The organism is Enterococcus sp. AZ101, from assembly GCF_050499005.1.
GTDB classification, from domain to species: domain Bacteria; phylum Bacillota; class Bacilli; order Lactobacillales; family Enterococcaceae; genus Enterococcus_L; species Enterococcus_L ureilyticus.
Map to the genome: position 1 here is coordinate 832,127 of NZ_JBMHEZ010000001.1, position 14,785 is coordinate 846,911.

Consider the following 14,785-nt stretch of genomic DNA (forward strand, 5'->3'; position numbering starts at 1 on the left):
ATGATCGGTGAACTGCGTTTTCCGTTGAAAAAGGACATTTCTCGCAAAATTATCCATATCGACATGGATGCCTTTTTTGCTTCTGTGGAAGAACGAGACCATCCTGAACTCGTCGGTCACCCCTTAGTGATTGCAAGGCACCCAAGTGATACAGGTGGAAAGGGTGTGGTAACGACAGCCAATTATGAAGCTCGGAAATTCGGGATTCATTCTGCAATGAGTGCCCAAAAAGCCTATGAATTATGTCCGGAAGCTATCTTTAAACCAGGAAATTACGAGAAATATTCTGAGATTTCTCAGCAAATTAGAGAAATTTTTCGACGCTACACAGATATTATCGAGCCAGTTTCAATCGACGAGGCCTATTTAGATGTAACTGCTAATAAAATCAATAGCAAATCAGCGATTAAAGTTGCTAAATTGATTCAGTATGATATCTGGAATGAGTTGCATTTAACCTGTTCAGCAGGTGTTAGTTATAATAAATTTTTAGCTAAATTAGCTTCTGATTTTCAAAAACCTAAAGGCCTAACGGTTGTGAAGCCAGAAGACGCCGAAACTTTTTTGAAAGCTTTACCGATCGAGGCTTTTCATGGTGTTGGGAAAAAAACGGTTCCTAAAATGCATGATTTAGGTATTTATACTGGTGAGGATTTGTATAAACAAGATGAAATGGAACTAATCCGTCATTTTGGTAAAATGGGGTATTCTCTCTACCGAAAAGTTCGAGGAATTCATGACTCACCTGTAAGTATCACAAGAGATCGTAAATCAGTAGGCAAAGAACATACATATGGAACTCCACTAACTACAGAGGCGCAAGTGACAGCTCAACTAAGACAATTGGCGCAGCGAGTAGAGGAGTCTTTAGAACGAGTCCAAAAACATGGCAAAACGGTTGTTTTAAAAGTGCGCTATGCGGATTATAAAACAGTGACAAAGCGTCGAACCCTACCGGAATATATTTCTAAAAAAGAAGAATTGTACTATCAAGCAAACTTGATCTGGGAAGAAATTCTAGGACTTGAACAAGGAATCCGATTATTAGGAATAACGTTGACAAACCTGGATCCCATGTCGTATGAGAATATGATATTACCTTTATGGGAAAAACAAAAAAATGAGAATGGTGAAGACTAGATTGATTTTGGGTAATATAAGACGCTAACCCTGATTATTCGTTGTCTCGTGAAATCTGTGCTACTATTAAAGGAGATTAATCGTTACGAAAGGAAAAACACAATGAGTAAAACAATTATGTGGTTTCGCAAAGACCTTCGTTTAGATGATAATACAGCTTTTAATAAAATGATTGAACAGAGCAAAAAGACCGAGGAACTTATCTGTATTTTTCAATTAAACCCATTACAATTTTTAGAAAATAGTTACAATCAAGAGGCTTTTTTCTGTAGTTTAAGTAATTTTTATGAACATCTTAAAACACATCATATCACCCTTCATTTTTTATATGGAAATGTAGCAGAATCCTTTTCAGAACTTAAAAAGGCTTATCCCGATTGGCGTACAATTTATTTTAATAAAGATGAACGCGGCTTCGGCAGAGAGCGGGATCAACAGATGCTTGATTCTTTTGAAAGTATGGCTATTCAAGTTAATGCGTATCAAGATAGTCATTTACATGGTGTAGAGGAAATCAAAAAGCCAACAAATGAAAGCTATAAAGTATTTACCCCTTACTATAAAAAATGGATGCAAATGCCTAAACGTCCTTATGAGAAAATGTCTAAGCATTCTCAATCATTTGTAACGCTTACGCATCCTTTATTTCATCGTGGCGAAAAAGAGTTTAGAAAAATTGTTGAAAAAATAGCTTTACCATTCGATTACGAATGCGGAGAGGATGTAGCGGAAAATGTGTTAAAAGAATTTATAAGTAAGCATTTACAGGATTACCAAAAAGCCAGAGATTACCCTGCATTAGATCAGACAAGCAAATTATCAAGATTTTTGAGAACAGGGGAAATCTCGATTCGCAAAATTTGGCATGCTCTGAATGCTGAACCAGAATCAGACGGGCGCCAAACTTTTATTTCTGAGCTTTGCTGGCGTGATTTTTACAATATGATTTATTTTGAGAATCCGATCCAAAAAACGCAGGAAATCAAAGAACAATATCGACAACTAAAATGGCAGGATAATCAAGAGTTGTTTGAACGATGGAAAAACGGTCAGACAGGTTTTCCAATCGTCGATGCAGCAATGAGACAACTAAATCAAACCGGCTGGATGCATAACCGCTTACGAATGATCGTCGCATCTTTTTTGACGAAAGATTTAATGATCGATTGGCGTTGGGGCGAAAAATATTTTCAACAAAAGTTGATTGATTATGATTCAGCAAGTAATATTGGTGGTTGGCAATGGGCCGCTTCAACAGGTACAGATGCAGTGCCTTATTTTCGAATCTTCAATCCTACGAGACAAAGTGAAAAATTTGATCATCATGGGGACTTTATTCGTCAGTTTATCCCTGAGCTAAAACATGTACCTAATGAATATATCCATGAACCAAATAAGATGCCATTAGCTCTTCAAGAAAAAAATGGCCTTTCAATTGGAAAGGATTATCCAGAGCCAATTGTAGAGCACAGCAAAATTCGTTCAGAGGTTCTTGATTTTTTTAAGGCAAGTATTACTTAAAAAGCAAGTGGGGAGACAAAACCGTTTTTAGGTTGAGCTCCCCACTTTTTTTATCGAATTGTATTTTATAGTAAAGATTCTGCGCCATCTACATAAAGCTCTGTGCCAGAAATATTTGCGGATGCGTCAGTTGCTAAAAACAAAACAGATTGAGCAACTTGTTCACTTGTTCCAGTGTCATTTTTTAATGGGCGATCGCCTTCTGGAAACTCTACCTTGATTTCAACTTCTTTTAAGGCATCAGAGTAAGTTGTTTTTTCATTGATCGCAGTGTCGATTGCTCCAGGACAAATTGCATTTACACGAATGTTATAACGGGCCAGCTCTAAAGCTGCCATCTTTGTAAAGGCTACTTGTCCAGCCTTTGATGCACTGTAAGCGGAAGCTCCAAAATTATTAAAAATTCGCGTACCATTGATAGAACTAGTGATAATAATTGAGCCGCCGTTTTTCTTCATGTGTGGAATGGCAAATTTTGTACATAAAAAGGTACTACGTAAATTTGTATTTATTGTTTGGTCCCATTCACTAATACTTAGCGTTTCAATTGGAGCCCACGTTCCATTGATTCCGGCATTACTGAAAAAAATATCGAGTCCACCCAAACTATCGGTCAGCTCATCGATCGCTTTTTTTAAAGAAACTTCATTCGTTACATCAACGCTACGGTAAAAACAGGCATCGGTATCCTGTTTAAATTCTTCCGAAATAGATGCTAGGCGCTTTTTATCAGCATCGATCAAGCCAACGATAAACCCTTTTTCAATGAATAGTTTAGCTGTAGCATACCCAATTCCAGAAGCAGCACCAGTGATGATCGCCTTTTTTGAAGAGTTAGACAGAGTTGATATCATAATAAGTTTATCCTCCTAAATTTTTAATTGATTTTAATCATTAAGTAAGTGTTTATTTTATTGTAATATACATTTAGAAGATGAGCGAATGATTTGATAGGAGGACAAACTAAAGCCAATGGGGCCACAAGAGAAATCTTGTGGCCCCATTGGTTAAGTTATGGACTAAATGATAATAATAGTACCTAAGGATAGTCTTTAAATCAATTTAGCTTTTTCAATTTGTTCATAAGATTGTTCGGCATCATGACATTTTTCCCAGACAACAGCTTGCCCGCAAGCCAAAGATTTTTTTACATCAATGATTCGTTGATTGCTACTACCTCTGAATTGTAGATTCAAGTTTCTTTTTGACAATTCAAAGCGGCCATCAACTAAAATATCAATTTTGTTTAGTAGCTCAAGTTTATCAGCTGATTCTACTAACAGCTCCTCAAAGGTGTAGCCAGACCAAGACCAGATATCCTTCTTATGTCCAAATTCTTGATGAACTCGATCAACTATAGTCAAACAAACTTCTGTATTTAAAAAAGGTTCGCCACCTAGCAAAGTCAACCCTTGCACGTAATCATGTGCTAAGTCTTCGATAATTTTTTCCTCTAGTTTTTTGGTAAATGGTTTGCCATAGCGGAAGTTTTGGACGGCTTGATTAAAACAACCTTCACACGCAAATAAACAGCCGCTGACATATAAGCTATTTCGCACACCTTCACCATCTACAAAATTAAACGCTTTATAATCGGCGATATAATTTTGACTTAGCTCTGTTGCTAACCATTCCTGTGGTTTGGGATTTCTCATTTCTAATCCTTCTTTCAAAGAAAAACGATGCCTGTATAGAGCCACAGGGGGCATCGTTTTTTCTGGATTTCATTAAAGTGATTGGTTTGATCCACTTTTTATTGAATCTAGCTACACAAAGCAACTCTTCGGAAAAAAGATAACAATTGCTAGTGTCAAAAAGCGTCACAATCAATTGATCCTATTTTTCAGTCAGAGTTACCGGTTTGATCCCCTTTTTATTTCATATGTTTTACTCTTGATGAGATTTCTTTATGTCTTCCGTGAACCATAGGGCGTGCTTGCGGGTTGCCTAGGTAGCCGCAGGTACGTTTGACAACATCGCATGATTTGGGATCATGATTGCCGCATTGGGGACATTCAAACCCTCGCTCAGTTGGATGAAAGTCGCCTTCAAAGCCGCATTCATAGCAATGATCGATCGGTGTATTAGTACCCAGATAACCAACGCGGTCATATGCGTAATCCCAAACAGCTTCTAAAGCTTTAGGATTTTGTTGTAAAACTGGGTATTCGCAATAGTGGATGAAACCGCCTGAGCAATATTGTGGATAATCTTTTTCAAAATCTAATTTTTCAAAAGGAGTTGGATTTTTACGAACATCATAATGAAAACTATTCGTGTAATACTCTTTATCTGTAATATTTTCAACAATCCCAAATTTCTCTGAATCTAAACGGCAGAAACGGTCAGTTAAACTTTCACTAGGGGTTGAGTAAACACTAAAATGATAGCCATAATCGTTGCCCCAAGCATCTGCCTGAGCCTTCAAATCTTTTAAGATCGCAATCGTAAAGTCTTTTGCTTCAGGATTTTGTTCCCAATCACCACCATAAAAGGCAGAAGCGACTTCATATAGCCCGATATAGCCTAGTGAAACAGTAGCCCGTTTGTTTTTGAAGAGTTCATTGACAGATTCTTTTTTCGATAATCGTTTTCCAAAAGCACCATACATATACAGAATTGGTGCATTAGCTGGCGTAGCTTCTTTACAGCGTTCAACGCGATAAACTAGAGCATCTTTCATTGTTTCTAAACGTTCTGCCAAAAGGGTCCAGAATTTTGACTTATCACCGTGAGCTTCCATAGCGATTCTAGGTAAATTCAATGTGACGACACCTAAATTCATACGGCCCACGTTGATTTCTTCACCCTGTTCATCTTTCCACCCTTGTAAAAAAGAGCGGCAACCCATTGGAACTTTAAAACTACCAGTAAGCTCAACTAAACGATCGTAATTTAAAACGTCAGGGTACATGCGTTTTGTGGCACATTCTAAGGCAAGTTGTTTTACATCGTAATTTGGATCTGTTTCATTTAGATTGACGCCACGTTTCAAGGTGAAAATCAATTTAGGGAAGATAGCTGTTCGGTGTTCACTACCCAAACCATTGATCCGAATTTGCAAGATGGCACGTTGAATCTCGCGTTCAAACCAATTCAAGCCTAATCCAAATCCTAAAGAAGTAAATGGAGTTTGACCGTTTGAGGTAAATAATGTATTGATTTCATATTCTAAACTTTGCATGGCATCGTAAATATCTTTTTTTGTTTTGCTTTTAGCATAAGCTTCTTGCCGTTCAGAACCTTCGATCCATTCTTTTGCATCAGCTAAATGTTTTTGATAATTTAATTCAGCAAAGGGGGCTAACAATTCATCTACACGGTCTGCTGAACAGCCACCATATTGACTTGAAGCAACATTTGCAATGATTTGAGAAATTTGGGCAGTAGCTGTTTGGATCGATTTTGGCGCTTCAACTTCAGCATTACCGATTTTGAATCCATTATTCAGCATCCCTTTAAAATCAATTAAGCAGCAGTTAGTCATTGGAGTATATGGATGGTAATCCAAGTCATGATAATGAATGTCACCTTTTTGGTGAGCATTTGCAACATGAGCTGGCAACATTTTAAGGCCAATTGATTTACCAACGATTCCGGCAGTCAAATCTCGTTGAGTATTAAAAACATCACTATCTTTGTTTGCATTCTCATTGACGACAGATTGATCTTTATTGATTAATTTACTGATGGTAAAATTGATATCGGTTGCTTTACTCCGCTCAAAATCACGACGAGTTCGGTAATTGATATATTCTTCTGCCAATTCATATTCGTTTCTAGCGAGTAAAATATGTTCGACGATATTTTGGATCTCATAGATTTTCACATCTTCAGTGAAACGGTCAGAAATTTCTTGATCGATTCTTTCGACGATTTCTTGAATACGTTCATGGGCAAGAGGGTCTAAAGAACCACGAATCTTTTGTTCAGCTTTGATCAAAGCGTCATAGATTTTTTGATCATCAAAATCAACTAACCGTCCATCTCTTTTCACTATTTTCATCGTGTGCAAGGTCGAATCAGTAGAACCCTCTTGATTATTTGTGTACTTCATTTCCATCATTACTACCCATCTCCTCATAGATTTATTCCATCCTTATCATAAATCAATTCAATGAATCTTTCAACTATATGTAGTGTGAAATTTAATTTTTATTCCTGTTTTACAACTACATATAGTGTTTATGAGAAATGAAAAAATAATGAAAACAACTACCTAAAAGGTTTGTGGAAATTGTCACAACATTTTGGACTTGAAAAATAAATGATTGATGAATCTTTTTATATTATTACTTAATTGTAAGGGAAAACGATGTTCAGTTACACAAAATATTGGTAGAATAAGGACAATGAAAAAACTGGAGCGAAACGTATGAAAAAAATTTTAGAAGTAAATCATCTAAGTCAAACATATGGTTACCGAAGTAATAAAGTACAAGTATTAAATAATATTTCTTTTTCTGTTGATCAAGGAGAATTTGTCGGCATTATGGGTCCAAGCGGTGCTGGAAAGTCGACGTTACTGAATGCCATCTCAACTATTACTTTACCAACGACTGGAACTGTGAGGATCGATGGACAAGATATATTGAAAATGCGTGGCAATCAAATCAGTGATTTTCGCCGAAAAAAATTAGGCTTTATATTCCAAAACTTCAATTTAATGGAGACCCTAAATGTAAAAGATAATATCTTATTACCCTTGGCAGTAGACCGGATGCCTCTGGCAGAGATGGAAAAACGCTTGATGCACGTTACTAGTATTTTAGGAATCGATCAGTTATTGACAGACTATCCTAATGCCATTTCAGTAGGACAAAAACAACGAGTGGCGGCAGCACGTGCCCTTATCACAAAACCTACAATTATTTTTGCAGATGAACCGACTGGATCGTTGGATTCTAAATCAGCCGCTGAGTTACTACAATATATGACGAATATGAATCTACAAGATGACGCGACGATCATGATGGTTACGCATGATCCGTATACAGCAAGTTATTGCAATCGGATTTTGTTTATCAAAGATGGTGCGATTTTTTCAGAAGTGGTTCGTCAAGGATCTAGGAAAGAATTTTTCAATCGAGTAATCGATATGCAAGCGACGATCGGCGGAGGTGGTCGGGTCAATGATTTTTAATCTGTCTTGGAAAAACTTTAAGGGACAATTTCTTAATTATCTTGTTTATTTTGTCAGCATGACCTTTGCAGTCGTGGTTTATTATTGTTTTAGTGCGATTACGTATAACAGGAATTTAACTAATAGAGTAGAACAAGAGATTCATATTGATGGTGCCATGAATTTAGGCGGTATTTTAGTTGTGATTATGATTTTAGGCTTTATGTTTGCAGCAAATCATTTCTTCTTATTAAAACGAGGGAAAGAAATAGGTTTATATCAGTTGATTGGCATGCGAAAAGAGCAAATTTCCTTTTTATTTTTTATCGAAACGGTGATTTTAGGGGCTCTTTCTTTGATCACTGGGATTATTTTGGGGATTATTTTTTCAAAGCTATTCTCAATGATCTTAGCGAAGGCGATGTTTTTACAAGTGGAAAGTCTGTTTTATATTTCGATCCCTTCGATGATTCAAACAAGTATTGCGTTTGCTTTTATGTTATTAGCAGTATCTTTGCGAAGTAGCTGGTTGATTTATCGTTATCAAGTGTCAGATTTACTTAGCAAAAAAAGGAAAAAGACAGCTGAGATAGATAAAGTGTCAACTCTAAGTATTTGTTTGGGTATTTTGGGCGTAGTATTGATCCTTATAGGCTATATTTTGTCGTATAATGTGATCCCTTTCGCCACATTTTTGATGCGGACAGCTTTTGGTTTTGCTGGTTTTTTGATTGCACCAATAGCAATCATGTTTATCTGCATGTTAGGTACCTATTTATTTTTTAAGTACACAATGTATTTAGTTGTCTATTTATTGGGGAAAAGTAAATCAAATTATTATCGAAACTTAAATATGTTGGCATTGGGCAATACGAAGGTACATATTAAAAGAGTGGGAACGACCTTATCATTTGTGACTATTTTTATTGCGATTGCATTAGGAATGATCGGAGGTGCAGCATCGCTTTATACGATTGGGATGAATTCTGTGAATATTACAGCCCCAACCGATTTTATTGTCGCTGAAATGGATTTCAAAAAAGTGACCCAAGTCATTGAAAAGGAACCGGATACATCAATTAATTCGTCAGTCACATTGAATTATAAGTTGACGGGTAGTCAATTTCATCTTAAAATTGGACAGGAAGTAAACGAAAATAATGTCAGTCCAATAAATATATTGTCACTTTCAAATTATCGTGAATTTCAAAAAATAAATCCTTATTTGAAAACGATTGACTTAGCAAATAAGCAAGATATTGTTATTTTAGACAGTATTCAAAATATATTAGGTGGCTTTATTCAATATGGTTCTGAATTTTTATTACCAGATGGCATAAAGCTTAATGTTTCAGATGTTCGTCCAGATTATTTAGGACAAGAGTTATTAAGGTATAATTTTCCTACAGTCGTTTTATCTGATGAGCAATTTGATGAGATCCATTCAGGCATAAGTTATAAATTAATGGCTTTCAATATTACGGCCAAAGATGAAGAAGCATTGGCAAATAAATTATCAGAAAGTGTAAAACCCAAATGGATATCTCCTATTTTTTATCAATATCAATGGCGTGATAACCAGTTGGAAGGTTACACGTCAAGTACCAGCCAACAGGCTGAGAAAGATCAAGAGTTTTCTGAAGAGAGCGAACAGGAATATTGGCAGTTGAATTATACCAGTCGTTTCTCAGAGCTAAGCTACGAGAGGCGAGAAATGGGATTATTTATTTATGTTGCCATGTTTTTAGGAGTCTTAGCGCTGATCATTACAGGCAGTATCTTGATGCTGCAGCAATTTTCAGAAGCCGAAAGGGAAAAAGAACGCTATGATCTATTAAAAAAAATGGGTGTTCCTAAACAGGAAATCACTAAGTTAGTTTATCAACAAAATAGTATCATCTTTTTTCCACCAATGATTATCGGTGTCTTACATGCTGCCTTTGCGATTTATGTGTTTAGTAAATTTATCACGAGTTCTGGATACTGGCTGGCCTATCTCTCTTGTGGCTTACTGATTTTGATTTATCTGGCGTATTACTTTTTAACATCAGCGATTTATTCCAGTATCATTCAAGGGAAAGACAGATAACAGCTTAAACTTTTCTTAAAAAGAATTAAAGCTTGCAAAGTAAACAAATAGTGAGCTGGATTTTGCGGTCATCAGTGTATGAACTCTTTAAATTTATAGACAGCCATTATTGCGTCTTATTAGGTTGCGGTTTGAAGAGTAAAATCATTTGAGAAAAATCTTTTTTTGTATTTTCTTTTCTTTAAAAGAGGGTGGAACAAAATTTTTTCCTTTTGTTCTAGCCCTCATTTTATGTACAGGTGACAAAACTGTTAGTAGAAAATTAGGGTTTATTTACGAATTTAGTTTCTTTTCGAGCTTGTTTTGATTACAATAGCAGTACAAAAATGATGAATATGTGGAATTTTGGAGGCATTAAATAGAATGAAGAATTTTTTTAAGCAACCTAATGTGCAATACTGGGGGAAGTTCTTTTTAAAGACCGTCTTCTATTTTGGAATACTTCTCATGTTGATTTATTTATACCATTACAAAAATATTGATGGTGGCTCATTTATTTACAATGAGTTTTAGGGAGGAAATACTTCATGACGATTTTAAATATTATTGAAACAATCGATCGTTGGGGGATGAAGGAGCCAAACCGCCCCGTTTATATTGAAAACAATCGAACGTATACTTACGGAGAATTGAAGAAAGACTCCGATGCAATTGCTGCATATTTACAAAAAAACATAGAACGATCTCGACCAGTAGTCGTTTACGGTGAATTAGAATATGAAATGGTCGCGTGTTTTTTAGGGGCGTCAAAAGCTGGTCACGCCTATATCCCAATTGAAGCACATACACCAAAGGAAAGAGTTGAAATGATACTGGATGTCGCAGATCCTGCAGTGATCTTTTCTGTTAGAGAATGGCCTAAGGTGGAGACGAATGCTGAAATCATTTCGTTAGAACAACTTCACACTATTTACGCTAAGACGTGGACGCTTGAATCAGCTCTAAAACCAGTGCTGGAAACAGAAACCTATTATATTATTTTTACCTCTGGCACAACAGGTGTCCCAAAAGGCGTCCAAATTAGCCATATGAACCTTTTAAGTTTTGTGAATTGGGAACTGACTGATTTTGGCATCACTGAAGGGATGCGCTTTTTATCACAGGCACCTTACTCATTTGATTTATCTGTAATGGATTTATATCCTGCCTTGACTTCTGGCGGTTCGTTGACGCCGATGGGAAAAGAAATTATCAACGACTTTAAGCAATTGTTTACTGTATTGCCGACTTTAGAAATCGAAGTTTGGGTTTCGACACCATCGTTTGTAGATATTTGTTTGATGGAACCGACATTTGATGGAGGACATGTTGATAGTTTGAAGCTATTTCTGTTTTGCGGAGAAGAGTTGCCTAAAGCAACGGCTCAGAAATTATTGGAACGTTTCCCTAAAGCACATATTTTTAATACGTATGGACCAACAGAAGCCACTGTTGCTATCTCTAGTGTAAAGATCACACAAGAACTTTTGAACGAATATAATCGTGTACCAATCGGCCATGTAAAAGAGGATACGACTGTTTATATCATGGATGGGAAAAAGGAAGTTTCTGCTGGAGAAGTAGGCGAAATCGTGATCGCAGGGCCAAGCGTTTCTAAAGGGTATTTGCATAATCCAGAAAAAACGGCAGATGCTTTTTTTGAGTATCAAGGTCAATCAGCGTATCGTACGGGTGATGCTGGAAAATTACAAGAAGGTATGTTGATTTATGATGGACGGATCGATTTTCAAGTGAAACTACATGGCTATCGCATCGAACTTGAAGATATCGATCATCATTTGGCGAGTGTGTCTTATGTGAAACAGGCAGCAGTCGTGGCAAAATACCAAAATCATAAAGTTCAGCAACTAGTCGCTTTTGTAGTTGCCCATCCACATGAGTTTGAAAAGGAATTTAAGCTAACAAAAGCCATCAAAGCAGAATTAAGTTTATCTGTAATGGATTACATGATTCCACAGAAATTTATTTACGTAGAACAATTGCCACTGACAGCTAATGGAAAGATCGACCGCAAAGGATTGACAAATGAGGTGAACGCAACATGATCGACTTTCCCCATATGATTCCTTATGCGAATCCAATTTATTTTATTTACTTACTGATCGCTCTAGCACCAATGATTCTCACCTTATTGATCAAAGGAAAACGCTGGGCATGGTATCAAGTGTTGATCACGTTATTATTTTTATATATGAGTTTTGGCGGTGAGGACTGGAAACAAGGCGTAGCGTTGATCGTTTATGTTATTTGGCAGACGATTCTAGTCTGGTTTTACTTTCATTATCGTCAAAAGAAAAATGCAAGTCTAATTTTTTATTTAGCTGTATTTTTAGCCATTTTGCCGCTGACCTTAGTAAAAGTTGTACCTTTTGTTTCAGGTCATGCGTCACTTTTAGGCTTTTTAGGAATTTCTTATCTAACGTTTAAATCGGTACAAATCATTATGGAAATGCGTGATGGTTCGATCAAAGAATATAATATTTTTCGTTATATTGAATTCCTATTATTCTTTCCAACAATTTCGTCGGGTCCAATCGACCGCTACCGACGTTTTGAAAAAGATGTGGAAAATCCGCCGACACCTGAAAAATATGTCGACTTTCTAGGAAAAGGAATTCATAATTTTTTTCTAGGATTTTTATATAAATTTATTATTGGCTATTATTTTGGCCAAGTATTGATGCCAGTTGTAGCGAAGATGGCTATAAAGACAGGTGGTTTCTCTTGGGAATTAGTTGCTTATATGTATATTTACAGCATGTATTTGTTTTTTGATTTTGCTGGTTACAGTTTGTTTGCAGTTGGTACAAGTTATTTGATGGGGTACGATACACCCATTAACTTTAACAAACCTTTCTTGAGTTGGAATATCAAGGAATTTTGGAATCGTTGGCATATGACTTTATCTTTTTGGTTCCGCGATTATGTGTATATGCGCTTAATGTTTACTTTGATCAAGAAAAAAGTCTTTAAAAGTAGAATCGTTGCTTCAAATGTTGGTTATTTTGCCTTATTCTTGTTAATGGGTGTCTGGCATGGGCTAACATGGTATTATCTGGCTTACGGATTATACCATGCCGCACTGATTTGTTTGACAGATGCGTGGCTGCGTTTTAAAAAGAAACATAAGAAACAGATTCCTTCGAATAAATTCACCCATGCGTTTGCGATTTTCTTAACGTTTAATGCAGTTTGCTTTAGTTTCTTGATTTTTTCAGGATTTTTAGATACATTATTCTTTAAATAAAAACAAAATAACTTACAGTTAACAGCTGTACAATGAAGGAGAATAACACATGAATATAGAAGAAACAGTTTTAGATATTTTAGAAGAAATTGCGGGAACAGATGAAGTAAAAGAAAATAGAGAGGTTGATTTATTTGAAGAAGGGTTGATGGATTCGCTGGCAACAGTTCAGCTGTTAGTTGAAATCGATGGACAATTAGGTGTACAAGTACCAGTTTCAGAATTTGACCGCGATTTGTGGAACACCCCTAATAAAGTTATCGAACAAGTGAAAGCATTACAATAATGAGCATGAAGAAAAAAATCTTTGGAATCTTTGGGCCAATCTTGATTTCTGCGGTTCTGTTAGTCATTTTTTTCTTTGCACCGTTTAAAATTGATATGGGGAGTAAACGTGTTTTATCGAATGCTTCCACTTCTATGGCAACGAATGTATTAAGAGGAAATGCAATCAAAAATAAGGCAATAGGTTCAAAGGATTATATTCCATTCTTTGGCTCATCTGAATTGAGTCGGATTAGTCCGTTTCATCCTTCTGTTTTAGCAGAAAAATATGATCGGAATTATCGCCCGTTTTTATTAGGTGCTCCTGGTACACAATCTTTAACACAGGCGTTGATGATGCAATCCATGGGGGAGAACCTTTCGCATAAAAAAGTAGTTTTTATTCTCTCACCTCAGTGGTTTGTGAAAGACGGCGTAACCAATGATTACTTCAATGCCTATTATTCTGAGTTACAAACCTATCAGTGGGTCAGTGATTTGAAAAAGATAACGATAGATGATATTTATCTAGCTAAGCGCTTAAAGGATTTTCCAAAAGTAAAAGAAGATAAACGTTTAGATAGTGCTTTAAACGATATTATCTCAGAACGATTACCAAGTAAATCAGACAAGCAGTACATTGATTTGATGATCAATATGTTTTCCCATGAAGATGAATTATTTGGAAAAATTGGTATGGTAAGCAAAGATAAAGCGATTGAAAAAGCTGAACAAAAATTACCTAATGAATATAATATTAATGAATTAGACCACTTAGCGACAGAGATTGGTCAAAAGGCTACTAGTAATAATTCTTTTGAAATTTCTAATTCCTTTTATAATAAACGACTAAAAAAGAAATTAAATCATTTAGAAAATTCACAGGTGAAATATGATTATCGTTTCTCGCCTGAGTTCTCAGATTTACAACTAGTGTTAAGCCAGTTGGCTCAGGAGAATGCTGAAGTATTGTTTATTATCCCACCCGTGAACAAGCATTGGTCGGATTTTACAGGACTTTCTCAAGAAATGTTGCAAGAATTCGCAAAAAAGGTCAAATATCAATTGACTAGTCAAGGATTCACCAATATTGCAGATTTTACTAAAGATTGTGATACGCAATATTTTATGGCAGATACGATTCATTTAGGTTGGCGTGGTTGGCTCGCTGCGGATCAACGAATTCAACCTTTTCTTGAAAAAGAGTCAGCTAAAAAACCAAGTTATCAGCTCGATCCATCATATTATTCAAAAGAATGGCAACTAAAAGAACCTTCAAAGATAAAATAATTAAAAGCAAGGTTGGGACAGGAGTGTTTAATCCCGAGAAATAAGAAGGGATTGCTTCTGCTCCCACCGTTTATACGGATTCCTTGAGTCTTATTTAAATTAAATTTTTAGT

The 14,785-nt window shown here is 36.0% G+C and carries 12 protein-coding genes; 9 read left to right on the top strand and 3 right to left on the bottom strand.

Annotated elements, in window-relative coordinates:
- Both dinB and IGJ50_RS03885 read left to right on the top strand, forming a co-directional pair.
- Positions 1-1,140, top strand: a complete 1,140-nt coding sequence (dinB, locus tag IGJ50_RS03880) for a DNA polymerase IV (protein ID WP_069640955.1) — start codon at positions 1-3, stop codon at positions 1,138-1,140.
- A gap of 102 nt (positions 1,141-1,242) precedes the next feature.
- Positions 1,243-2,661 (top strand): cryptochrome/photolyase family protein, encoded by a 1,419-nt coding sequence (locus IGJ50_RS03885; RefSeq protein WP_069640956.1) that lies wholly within the window; start codon positions 1,243-1,245, stop codon positions 2,659-2,661.
- Positions 2,662-2,726: 65 nt separating this feature from the next.
- On the opposite strand, the gene IGJ50_RS03890 is transcribed toward IGJ50_RS03885, so the two are convergent.
- From IGJ50_RS03890 to nrdD, 3 genes are all read right to left on the bottom strand, one after another.
- Positions 2,727-3,515: an SDR family oxidoreductase gene (locus IGJ50_RS03890; RefSeq protein ID WP_429948973.1), complete on the bottom strand. Its 789-nt coding sequence runs from the start codon at positions 3,513-3,515 to the stop codon at positions 2,727-2,729.
- A 198-nt stretch (positions 3,516-3,713) separates the two neighbouring features.
- Complete coding sequence (gene nrdG, locus IGJ50_RS03895; protein ID WP_429948975.1) at positions 3,714-4,316, bottom strand: anaerobic ribonucleoside-triphosphate reductase activating protein; 603 nt, start codon at positions 4,314-4,316, stop codon at positions 3,714-3,716.
- Between the two features lie 218 nt (positions 4,317-4,534).
- Positions 4,535-6,727, bottom strand: a complete 2,193-nt coding sequence (gene nrdD / locus IGJ50_RS03900; RefSeq protein WP_429948977.1) for an anaerobic ribonucleoside-triphosphate reductase — start codon at positions 6,725-6,727, stop codon at positions 4,535-4,537.
- A 309-nt stretch (positions 6,728-7,036) separates the two neighbouring features.
- Between nrdD and IGJ50_RS03905 the strand changes: the two genes are divergently transcribed.
- The 7 genes from IGJ50_RS03905 to dltD all read left to right on the top strand — a co-directional run bounded on the left by IGJ50_RS03905 (position 7,037) and on the right by dltD (position 14,673).
- Positions 7,037-7,804 carry an ABC transporter ATP-binding protein gene (locus IGJ50_RS03905; protein ID WP_069640960.1) on the top strand — a complete coding sequence of 256 codons (768 nt, stop codon included), beginning with the start codon at positions 7,037-7,039 and terminating at the stop codon, positions 7,802-7,804.
- Positions 7,794-9,872 (top strand): FtsX-like permease family protein, encoded by a 2,079-nt coding sequence (locus IGJ50_RS03910; RefSeq protein WP_429948979.1) that lies wholly within the window; start codon positions 7,794-7,796, stop codon positions 9,870-9,872. Before IGJ50_RS03905 ends, IGJ50_RS03910 begins: the two co-directional genes overlap by 11 nt.
- Before the next feature lie 363 nt (positions 9,873-10,235).
- Positions 10,236-10,385, top strand: coding sequence for a teichoic acid D-Ala incorporation-associated protein DltX (locus tag IGJ50_RS03915; RefSeq protein ID WP_069640962.1), 150 nt, complete (start codon positions 10,236-10,238; stop codon positions 10,383-10,385).
- A 14-nt stretch (positions 10,386-10,399) separates the two neighbouring features.
- Positions 10,400-11,917, top strand: a complete 1,518-nt coding sequence (dltA, locus tag IGJ50_RS03920; RefSeq protein ID WP_429948981.1) for a D-alanine--poly(phosphoribitol) ligase subunit DltA — start codon at positions 10,400-10,402, stop codon at positions 11,915-11,917.
- Positions 11,914-13,119, top strand: a complete 1,206-nt coding sequence (dltB, locus tag IGJ50_RS03925) for a D-alanyl-lipoteichoic acid biosynthesis protein DltB (protein ID WP_069640964.1) — start codon at positions 11,914-11,916, stop codon at positions 13,117-13,119. Before dltA ends, dltB begins: the two co-directional genes overlap by 4 nt.
- Positions 13,120-13,168: 49 nt before the next feature.
- The gene (dltC, locus tag IGJ50_RS03930) at positions 13,169-13,405 is read left to right on the top strand and encodes a D-alanine--poly(phosphoribitol) ligase subunit DltC (protein ID WP_069640965.1); all 237 of its coding nucleotides are present in this window, start codon (positions 13,169-13,171) and stop codon (positions 13,403-13,405) included.
- On the top strand, positions 13,405-14,673 hold the full coding sequence (gene dltD / locus IGJ50_RS03935) for a D-alanyl-lipoteichoic acid biosynthesis protein DltD (protein WP_429948984.1): 1,269 nt from the start codon (positions 13,405-13,407) through the stop codon (positions 14,671-14,673). Before dltC ends, dltD begins: the two co-directional genes overlap by 1 nt.
- Positions 14,674-14,785 lie beyond the last annotated feature (112 nt).

What these genes read in the sequence shown, in the direction of transcription:
- dinB (WP_069640955.1), top strand. Translation starts at nt 1, where the DNA reads ATGATCGGTGAACTGCGTTTTCCGTTGAAAAAGGACATTTCTCGCAAA.
- IGJ50_RS03885 (WP_069640956.1), top strand. Translation starts at nt 1,243, where the DNA reads ATGAGTAAAACAATTATGTGGTTTCGCAAAGACCTTCGTTTAGATGAT.
- IGJ50_RS03890 (WP_429948973.1), bottom strand. Translation starts at nt 3,515, where the DNA reads ATGATATCAACTCTGTCTAACTCTTCAAAAAAGGCGATCATCACTGGT.
- nrdG (WP_429948975.1), bottom strand. Translation starts at nt 4,316, where the DNA reads ATGAGAAATCCCAAACCACAGGAATGGTTAGCAACAGAGCTAAGTCAA.
- nrdD (WP_429948977.1), bottom strand. Translation starts at nt 6,727, where the DNA reads ATGATGGAAATGAAGTACACAAATAATCAAGAGGGTTCTACTGATTCG.
- IGJ50_RS03905 (WP_069640960.1), top strand. Translation starts at nt 7,037, where the DNA reads ATGAAAAAAATTTTAGAAGTAAATCATCTAAGTCAAACATATGGTTAC.
- IGJ50_RS03910 (WP_429948979.1), top strand. Translation starts at nt 7,794, where the DNA reads ATGATTTTTAATCTGTCTTGGAAAAACTTTAAGGGACAATTTCTTAAT.
- IGJ50_RS03915 (WP_069640962.1), top strand. Translation starts at nt 10,236, where the DNA reads ATGAAGAATTTTTTTAAGCAACCTAATGTGCAATACTGGGGGAAGTTC.
- dltA (WP_429948981.1), top strand. Translation starts at nt 10,400, where the DNA reads ATGACGATTTTAAATATTATTGAAACAATCGATCGTTGGGGGATGAAG.
- dltB (WP_069640964.1), top strand. Translation starts at nt 11,914, where the DNA reads ATGATCGACTTTCCCCATATGATTCCTTATGCGAATCCAATTTATTTT.
- dltC (WP_069640965.1), top strand. Translation starts at nt 13,169, where the DNA reads ATGAATATAGAAGAAACAGTTTTAGATATTTTAGAAGAAATTGCGGGA.
- dltD (WP_429948984.1), top strand. Translation starts at nt 13,405, where the DNA reads ATGAGCATGAAGAAAAAAATCTTTGGAATCTTTGGGCCAATCTTGATT.